The organism is Streptomyces sp. NPDC127190 (genome assembly GCF_042672505.1).
In the GTDB taxonomy this organism is placed as follows: domain Bacteria; phylum Actinomycetota; class Actinomycetes; order Streptomycetales; family Streptomycetaceae; genus Streptomyces.
In genome coordinates this window covers 1-7,196 of sequence record NZ_JBHXVE010000023.1, presented here as the reverse complement: position 1 = coordinate 7,196, position 7,196 = coordinate 1, and the positions used below count along the sequence as shown (strand labels likewise).

Sequence of the window (7,196 nt, the reverse complement as noted above, 5' to 3'; positions counted from 1 at the left end):
TGGGGGGGCGGGGGGGGTGTCTCGCGTCTTCTGCCTCATTGCGTCTTTCTGGTTTGGGGCTTTATCTGGTCCCACGTTGCCGGTCGCCGGGGGGCTGGGGCCCCCCGGGGGCGCCCACTCCCGCAGGCATGACAGGAGAGGCACACACCCATGACCCGGGTGCTCGTGGTGGAGGACGACCCGCAGCTCGTACGGGCCCTCGTGATCAACCTACAGGCACGTCACTACGGCGTGGACGCCGCTCCCGACGGCGCCACGGCGCTCCGGCTCGCCGTCGCCCGCCAGCCCGATGTGGTGCTGCTGGACCTCGGTCTGCCCGACATGGACGGCGTCGACGTCATCAAGGCCTTGCGCGGCTGGACCCGTGTCCCGATCCTGGTCCTCTCCGCCCGGCAGGCGTCCGACGAGAAGGTCGCGGCCCTCGACGCGGGCGCGGACGACTACGTCACCAAGCCGTTCAGCATGGACGAGCTGCTGGCCCGGCTGCGGGCCGCTGTCCGCCGTACCGAGGACACACCGCTGGTCCGCTCGGCGCCCCTGGTCGAGACGGCGCACTTCACCCTGGACCTGCTGGCCAAGAAGGCCGTACGGGACGGGCGGGACGTACGGCTGACCCCGACCGAGTGGCATCTGCTGGAGATCCTGGTGACCCATCCCGGCCGGCTGATCACACAGCGGCAGTTGCTCCAGGAGGTGTGGGGGGTCGCGCAGAGCAACAAGTCCAACTATCTGCGGGTCTACATGGCGCAACTGCGCAGAAAGCTGGAGGCGGACCCCTCCCACCCCCGCTATCTGATCACCGAGCCCGGCATGGGTTACCGCTTCGAAGGATGACGTGGAGGAGAGTGAACTCCTCAGGCGGGCTCGACACGTACGACGAGCGCGTAGGACCCGAGGCCGAGGAGACGGTCTCCGGAGATGTCCCCGAGGGCTGTGTAGAGGGTGTGCAGGCGTCCGGTCGCATGGTCGAAGGCGATGTCCTTGACCGTGCCGTGCGCGACGCCGTCCTCGGTCAGTATCCGGTGTCCGAGAGCCTCGTGATGGACGGGGAGACTGCTCTGCCCGGGATCGGCGGCGGTGCGGGAGCGCACGATCACGGCGTCCCGCCCCACCGCCTCGATCGAGTTCCAGGCGATGGTCGTGGCGTGCTTCGGAGCTCCGGACAGGCGCAGGCAGGCGATGCTCCGGCTGTGCGCGTCGATGGTCAGGCCCTCCACCCTGCCCAGGAGTTCGGCCTCGGCGGCGGTGATCACTGGAAGGCCCTGGGCCTGAGTGAACAGCATCATGCAGGGCCCCCTTCTCCAGTGCCGGGGGTACTGGTGTACGACCGTGCCGTGTGCGCATGGAAGGCTTCGACCTGGGCGCTGAAGCTGGGCAGGTCGTCGGCGACGAAGTGCGGGGCGTGTGCGGGGACGACCAGCGCTCGCCCCGAGACGGCCAGCGTGTCTCCGCGTGGAATGAAGACCTTCCGCTTCCGTTGGTCCAGGTTCTCGTTGGAGCCGATCTCGAAGCCGACCACGCGCCCGCCGGCGCCGGCCTCGATCACGACATCCAGGACGGTACCGACCTCGGTGCCCTGGTCGGTGAGGACGGGCGCGCCGATGACCCGGCCCTGTCCGGCTTCGCCGGACCCCACGGCCATGCCGCCCTTCTCCAGGACCGCCTCACTCGGAACCATCACGGCGGACGGCCCGATGGCGTGCACTCCCGGGAAGGGCAGGATCTTCTTGAGCGGGCCGGCCAGCAGACCGCGCCCGCTCAGGGTGAAGCCGGTGATCCGGCCCGCCCGAGCGTCGAAGACGGTGTCCCTGATCTGGGCGACCGCCTCGCCGCCCAGCGTCACGACCACCCGTCCGGTCAGTTCCGAGGCGAGCATGAGGGTGTTCACCGCGGACCCTCCCGGCCGGGCCGGTGGGCCGTGCGTACCGCGATCACCGTGCCGCTTCGGCGCCTGGCCTGCACCACCAGCGTCGCGGCGGTGAGCAAGCCCACCACCGCGATGAGGAGAACAACCCAGCTCCACCACACCATTTGCCGACCTCCTCGTACCGTCTTCACCATGGCCGTCGTTCTGTCCGGCGGTCCCTGGGCTATCCACTTGCCCGCAGGACGGATGTGCACGCCTGGGGACCGCCGGCGGTGGGGTGGGGGCGGGGGGCTGGGGCCGCTCAGCCCAGTTCGGCTCCCTTGGCCGCGGCCTCCTCCTCCGTCCGGGCCTGTCCGGTGGCGAGACTGCCGCCCGCGCTCTCCAGGTGGGCCCGCACGAACCACTGGAACTGCTCCAGGTCGCGCAGCTGCTCGATGAGCAGGTCCTCCGTGGCGGGATCGATGTCACCCGCTTCCTTGATCGCGGCGCGGACCCCTTCGATCACTCCCGTGTAGACGAGATCGAGCGCACCCAGATGGGCGATCGCGTCGGCCCTTCCGATGGAGTAGTCGTCCCAGGTCCGCTCGGCGACGAGCGCTCCCGGCGTTCCCTGTGCGACGCCACCGAGCGCGGCGATGCGTTCCGCCACGTCGTCGGCCATGTCCCGGACGCGGTCCACCTGCGGGTCGACCATTTCGTGCACGGCGATGAAGTGCGGCCCGACGACGTTCCAGTGGACGTGCTTGAGGGTCAGGTGCAGATCGTTGAGGGCGTGCAGGCGCAGCCGGAGCAGACCGATCAGCCGGCCGGCGGCCTCGCGCCCGATGCCGGGGACCGTGTACTTCGGGGTCGGATCCTGCGTCATGACTCACCTCGGTTTTCGACGGAGTGCGTGGTTGCATCTCCACGCGTGCCCCGGTTCGCCCAGGTCAGACATGGGCCGTACCGACCTGGACGGGTGCGGTGCGCGGTTGCCGTGCATGGTGAGGGACAACCCGGCAATGCGGGGATGTGTGACTCGTGTGGGAATCGTGCTCCTGACTCTGGTGACCGGCCTCGGGGCTGTGGCCGCGGCGGTCGCCATCTCGCCCTTTTGGCTGTTCGCGGCCCTTCCGCTCACGTTCTTGGGTGCTCTGGGCGCGTGGGACCTGGTACAGCGTCGGCACTCGGTGCTGCGCAACTATCCCGTCCTCGGTCATGTCCGCTTCCTTATGGAGCGCATTCGTCCCGAGCTCCAGCAGTACTTCGTCGAGCGGAACTACGACGGACGCCCCTTCGACCGGGACGTGCGCAGCATCGTCTACGAGCGCGCCAAGGGCACCGACGCGGAGGAGCCGTACGGCACCGAACGGGACGTGTACCAGCCCGGTCACGAGTTCTTCGTCCCGTCGATGACGCCGTGTCCGGTGCCGGAGAACCCGCCCCGTGTGCGGATCGGCGGCCCGGACTGCGACCGTCCGTACGACATGGCGCTGCTGAACGTCTCGGCGATGAGCTTCGGCTCACTGTCCGCCAACGCGGTTCTCGCGCTCAACGGGGGTGCCGCCGCCGGAGGTTTCGCCCAGGACACGGGCGAGGGCGGGCTGTCCGAGTATCACCTCCGTCCGGGAGGCGACCTCGTATGGGAGATCGGCGCCGGGTACTTCGGCTGCCGTACCGAGGAAGGCGGTTTCGACGCGGCCGAGTTCGCCGACAAGGCCGCACACGACCACGTCAAGTGTGTGTCCCTGAAGCTGTCGCAGGGAGCCAAGCCCGGTATCGGAGGTGTCCTGCCGGGGGCCAAGGTGAACGCCGAGATCGCCCGGGTCCGGGACGTGCCCGAAGGGCGGACGGTCGTCTCCCCGCCGTATCACCGGGTGTTCTCCACCCCGCGCGAACTCGTGCGTTTCATCGCCCGCATGCGCGAGTTGTCCGGTGGCAAGCCCGCCGGATTCAAGCTGTGCGTGGGCTCGCGGCGCCAGTTCCTGGCCGTGTGCAAGGCCATGCTGGAGGAAGGCACGTCGCCTGACTTCATCGTCGTGGACGGCGCCGAGGGCGGGACGGGTGCCGCGCCGCTGGAGTTCGCGGACCATGTGGGCACCCCGCTCACCGAGGGCTTGCTCACCGTGCACAACGCCCTGGTGGGCATGGGCCTGCGCGACCGGATCAAGGTCGGTGCGAGTGGCAAGATCGCGACTGGCGCCGACCTGGTCAAGCGCATGGTGCAGGGCGCCGACTACGGAAACGCCGCGCGGGCGATGATGTTCGCCGTCGGGTGCATCCAGGCACAGAGGTGCCATACGAACACCTGCCCCACCGGCGTCACGACCCAGGACCCCCGCCGCGCCCGCGCCCTCGACGTCGGCGACAAGACGGCGCGCGTCCAGCGCTTCCAGGAAGCGACCGTGGCCGGCGCGTTGCAGATCATGGCGTCCATGGGCGTCACCGACCCCGCGGACCTGCGCCCGCACATGCTGCGCCGGCGCGTCGACCCCTTCACCGAGCGCTCCTACGAGGAGCTGTACGAGTGGCTCGCGCCAGGGCAGCTGCTCGCCGAGCCGCCGGCCTCCTGGGCGGCCGACTGGAAGGCCGCCGACCCCGACCGCTTCACCGTATGACCCGACCGTTAGACCTGGAGGACTCACGTGGCCCGTACTGTTGCCCGCGTCATCGTGGACGCGCTGAGCGAGCTCGGCGTGCGCCAGGTGTTCGGCGTCGTGGGAGACGCACTCAATCCCCTGACCGATGCCATCCGCACCACCGAGGGCCTGGAATGGGTCGGCTGCCGGCACGAGGAGGCCGCGGCCTTCGCCGCGAGCGCCCAGTCGCAGCTCACCGGAACCCTCGGCGTGTGCATGGGCACCGTCGGACCCGGTTCCGTCCACCTTCTCAACGGACTGTACGACGCGGCCAAGAGCCATGCCCCGGTCCTGGCCATCGCCGGCCAGGTTCCGCTCGCCGAACTCGGCACCGACTACTTCCAGGAGGTCGACAACGACGCCGTCTTCACCGATGTGGCCGTCTTCCGCGCGACCGTCACCTCGCCCGACCAACTGCCGCAGATGCTGGAGACGGCGGTGCGCAACGCGCTGGGGCGCAAGGGCGTCGCCGTTCTCACCGTGCCCGGCGACCTGGGCGAGCGGGAACTGACCGCCGACCGGCCCGCCAGGTTCTCACTGACCCCTGCGGTGAGCCGGCCGGACGACACCGCGGTCCGCCGCGCCGCGGAACTCCTCGACCGCTCCGCACGCGTCACCCTGCTCGTCGGGGAGGGCGCCCGCGCCGCCCGCGAGAACGTCCTCACCCTCGCCGACCGCCTGGCCGCACCGATGGTGCTCACACTGAAGGCCAAGGCCGGATTCGAGGGCGACGGCAACCCCTTCCAGGTCGGCCAGACCGGGCTGATCGGCAATCCCGCCGCCGCGGCTGCCCTCCAGGATGCGGACACCCTCCTGCTGCTGGGAACGGACTTCCCCTACCGGGACTGGTATCCCGAGGGCCGGACCGTGATCCAGGTGGACACCGAGGCCGCCCACATCGGACGCCGGGTGCCGGTCGACGTCGGGCTCGTGGGGGATACCGGCGCCACCGTACGTGCCCTCCTGGACCACCTCGCCGCCGAGCCCGCCGAGCCTGCCGGGTCGGCCGGGTCGGCCGGCTCCACAGGCGCACGCGACCGCTCGCATCTGGAAAAGGCGCGAGCACGCTTCGACCAGTGGCGCACCGGTCAGGCCCGGCTCGCCGACCCCTCGCACGACAGGGGTCTCGTCGGCCGCATCCGCTCCGCGCTGGACAACCGCTCCCACGACATCCGTCCCGAGGTGCTGGCCGCGGCCGTCGACCGGATCGCGGCCGATGACGCCGTCTTCACCTCCGACACGGGTATGGCCACTGTGTGGCTCTCGCGCTTCGTCGAGATGCGTGGCGAGCGACGCCTCATCGGCTCCTACAACCTCGGCTCGATGGCCAACGCCATGCCCCAGGCGCTGGGTGCCCAGTGCCTGGACCGCGGGCGCCAGGTCGTGGCCTTCTGCGGCGACGGCGGTCTGAGCATGCTCCTCGGCGACCTCATGACGCTGAAGACGTACCGCCTTCCCGTCAAGCTGGTCGTCTTCGACAACCGCCGGCTGGGCATGGTCAAACTCGAACAGGAGCAGGCCGGCCTGCCCGAGTTCGGCACGGTGCTCGACAACCCCGACTTCGCCGCCGTGGCCGAGGCCATGGGCATCACCGGCATCCGCGTGACGGACCCGGCCGACGTCGCGAGTGCCGTGCGACGCGCCTTCCGCGACCCCGGCCCGGTGCTCCTCGACGTCCTCACCAACCCCGACGAGATCGCCGTCCCGGCCAAGCCGACCGTCGAGCAGGGCTGGGGGTTTGCGGTGGCCAAGGTGAAGGAAACCGTACGCAGCCACGGAGAGCCGACGGGGAACTGAGCGTTCGTCAGCATGCATGGAGTGCGGCTCGTGCACGCGGGTATACGGATTCGCGTGCCGGGCTGAGAGGCGTCCCGGACGTTGGCCGACATGGCTGACGACACCTTGCTCCCCAGAGAATGTGCCGGACCAGTGGTTGGGACAGGTCATGCGGCGGACAATGACGCGCGAGTCGGATGCCAAAGCGAAATCCGTCAGTAATCCACCTTCACGCAGGCTGCTCAGCCCGTGGGCGCGGGCCCTGCTCATGCTTGTCGCCCTGGTGGGGATGATTCTCTTTGCGGTGGTGCTGGCCAGGTTGACCCTGGAGCCGAAAGCGGCATCGGCGTCATTGACGCACAACAATCTGCGCCCGGGTGGCTCGATTCGCGCGTACGTGGACCGGCCGGGGGTTCAGGACGCCATCAAGCAACTCGGCGGCAACATTGTGCTCGGTATGCCGTTTGGCTTGCTCCTGCCCGTTCTGGTTCCTCGTGCCCGCGGTCTCCTTCGCGTCGCGGCCGTCACCGCCCTGGTGATGCTCCTGGTGGAACTGATACAGGGCACCTTGATCACCGGGCGCGCCTTCGACATCGACGATGTACTCCTCAACACCTCGGGCGCCCTGCTGGCCTACCTGCTGCTCGGCCGCCGCCTCGGCCGAGCCGTCCACCCACGGCGGCACCACTGGTGGCACCGAATCGCCCCCGGAACCCACCGGCCAGTGACGGCCGAACTCTCGGAACGTCCCGGTGAGAGGGCGTGAGTCAGCCCTCTCGGCATGGTCGTCACCGGCCCGTCTCCGTGGGCGCGCCTAGTGACCTGAGTCAGAGATTCGTTGGCAGTAGGCGGCGACTTTGTCGAGGATCTCGTCGGCTGTCTTCGTCCAGACGAATGGTCTGGGATGGTCGTTCCAGTCGGTGAGCCAGGACCGG

The 7,196-nt window shown here is 69.6% G+C and carries 8 protein-coding genes and 1 pseudogene; 4 read left to right on the top strand and 5 right to left on the bottom strand.

Annotated features, from left to right (window positions below):
* The first annotated feature begins 150 nt into the window (after positions 1–150).
* On the top strand, positions 151–834 hold the full coding sequence (locus ACFVIU_RS29185) for a response regulator (RefSeq protein WP_385846149.1): 684 nt from the start codon (positions 151–153) through the stop codon (positions 832–834).
* 20 nt (positions 835–854) lie between these two features.
* Here the strand turns inward: ACFVIU_RS29185 and ACFVIU_RS29180 are convergent, their stop codons facing one another.
* From ACFVIU_RS29180 to ACFVIU_RS29165, 4 genes are all read right to left on the bottom strand, one after another.
* Positions 855–1,286 carry a hypothetical protein gene (locus ACFVIU_RS29180; protein ID WP_385846148.1) on the bottom strand — a complete coding sequence of 144 codons (432 nt, stop codon included), beginning with the start codon at positions 1,284–1,286 and terminating at the stop codon, positions 855–857.
* On the bottom strand, positions 1,283–1,888 hold the full coding sequence (locus tag ACFVIU_RS29175; RefSeq protein ID WP_385846146.1) for a PRC-barrel domain-containing protein: 606 nt from the start codon (positions 1,886–1,888) through the stop codon (positions 1,283–1,285). The genes ACFVIU_RS29180 and ACFVIU_RS29175 overlap by 4 nt, the downstream gene beginning before the upstream one ends.
* Positions 1,885–2,031 (bottom strand): hypothetical protein, encoded by a 147-nt coding sequence (locus tag ACFVIU_RS29170; RefSeq protein ID WP_385846144.1) that lies wholly within the window; start codon positions 2,029–2,031, stop codon positions 1,885–1,887. The genes ACFVIU_RS29175 and ACFVIU_RS29170 overlap by 4 nt, the downstream gene beginning before the upstream one ends.
* A gap of 137 nt (positions 2,032–2,168) precedes the next feature.
* Positions 2,169–2,732: a Dps family protein gene (locus ACFVIU_RS29165; protein ID WP_385846143.1), complete on the bottom strand. Its 564-nt coding sequence runs from the start codon at positions 2,730–2,732 to the stop codon at positions 2,169–2,171.
* A gap of 148 nt (positions 2,733–2,880) precedes the next feature.
* Between ACFVIU_RS29165 and ACFVIU_RS29160 the strand changes: the two genes are divergently transcribed.
* The 3 genes from ACFVIU_RS29160 (at position 2,881) to ACFVIU_RS29150 (ending at position 7,027) form a co-directional block, all read left to right on the top strand.
* Positions 2,881–4,464 carry an FMN-binding glutamate synthase family protein gene (locus ACFVIU_RS29160; RefSeq protein WP_385846142.1) on the top strand — a complete coding sequence of 528 codons (1,584 nt, stop codon included), beginning with the start codon at positions 2,881–2,883 and terminating at the stop codon, positions 4,462–4,464.
* Between the two features lie 27 nt (positions 4,465–4,491).
* Complete coding sequence (locus ACFVIU_RS29155; RefSeq protein ID WP_385846140.1) at positions 4,492–6,282, top strand: thiamine pyrophosphate-dependent enzyme; 1,791 nt, start codon at positions 4,492–4,494, stop codon at positions 6,280–6,282.
* A gap of 160 nt (positions 6,283–6,442) precedes the next feature.
* A complete protein-coding gene (locus ACFVIU_RS29150; protein WP_385846139.1) occupies positions 6,443–7,027 on the top strand; it encodes a VanZ family protein in 585 nt (194 codons plus the stop codon).
* Positions 7,028–7,075: 48 nt separating this feature from the next.
* Here the strand turns inward: ACFVIU_RS29150 and ACFVIU_RS29145 are convergent.
* Positions 7,076–7,196, bottom strand: a pseudogene (locus ACFVIU_RS29145) (IS630 family transposase); the annotation flags it as partial.

Bases quoted from the DNA above. Each gene is read 5' to 3' on its own strand.
- ACFVIU_RS29165 (WP_385846143.1), bottom strand. From the start codon at position 2,732: ATGACGCAGGATCCGACCCCGAAGTACACGGTCCCCGGCATCGGGCGC.
- ACFVIU_RS29185 (WP_385846149.1), top strand. From the start codon at position 151: ATGACCCGGGTGCTCGTGGTGGAGGACGACCCGCAGCTCGTACGGGCC.
- ACFVIU_RS29150 (WP_385846139.1), top strand. From the start codon at position 6,443: ATGACGCGCGAGTCGGATGCCAAAGCGAAATCCGTCAGTAATCCACCT.
- ACFVIU_RS29170 (WP_385846144.1), bottom strand. From the start codon at position 2,031: ATGGTGTGGTGGAGCTGGGTTGTTCTCCTCATCGCGGTGGTGGGCTTG.
- ACFVIU_RS29180 (WP_385846148.1), bottom strand. From the start codon at position 1,286: ATGATGCTGTTCACTCAGGCCCAGGGCCTTCCAGTGATCACCGCCGCC.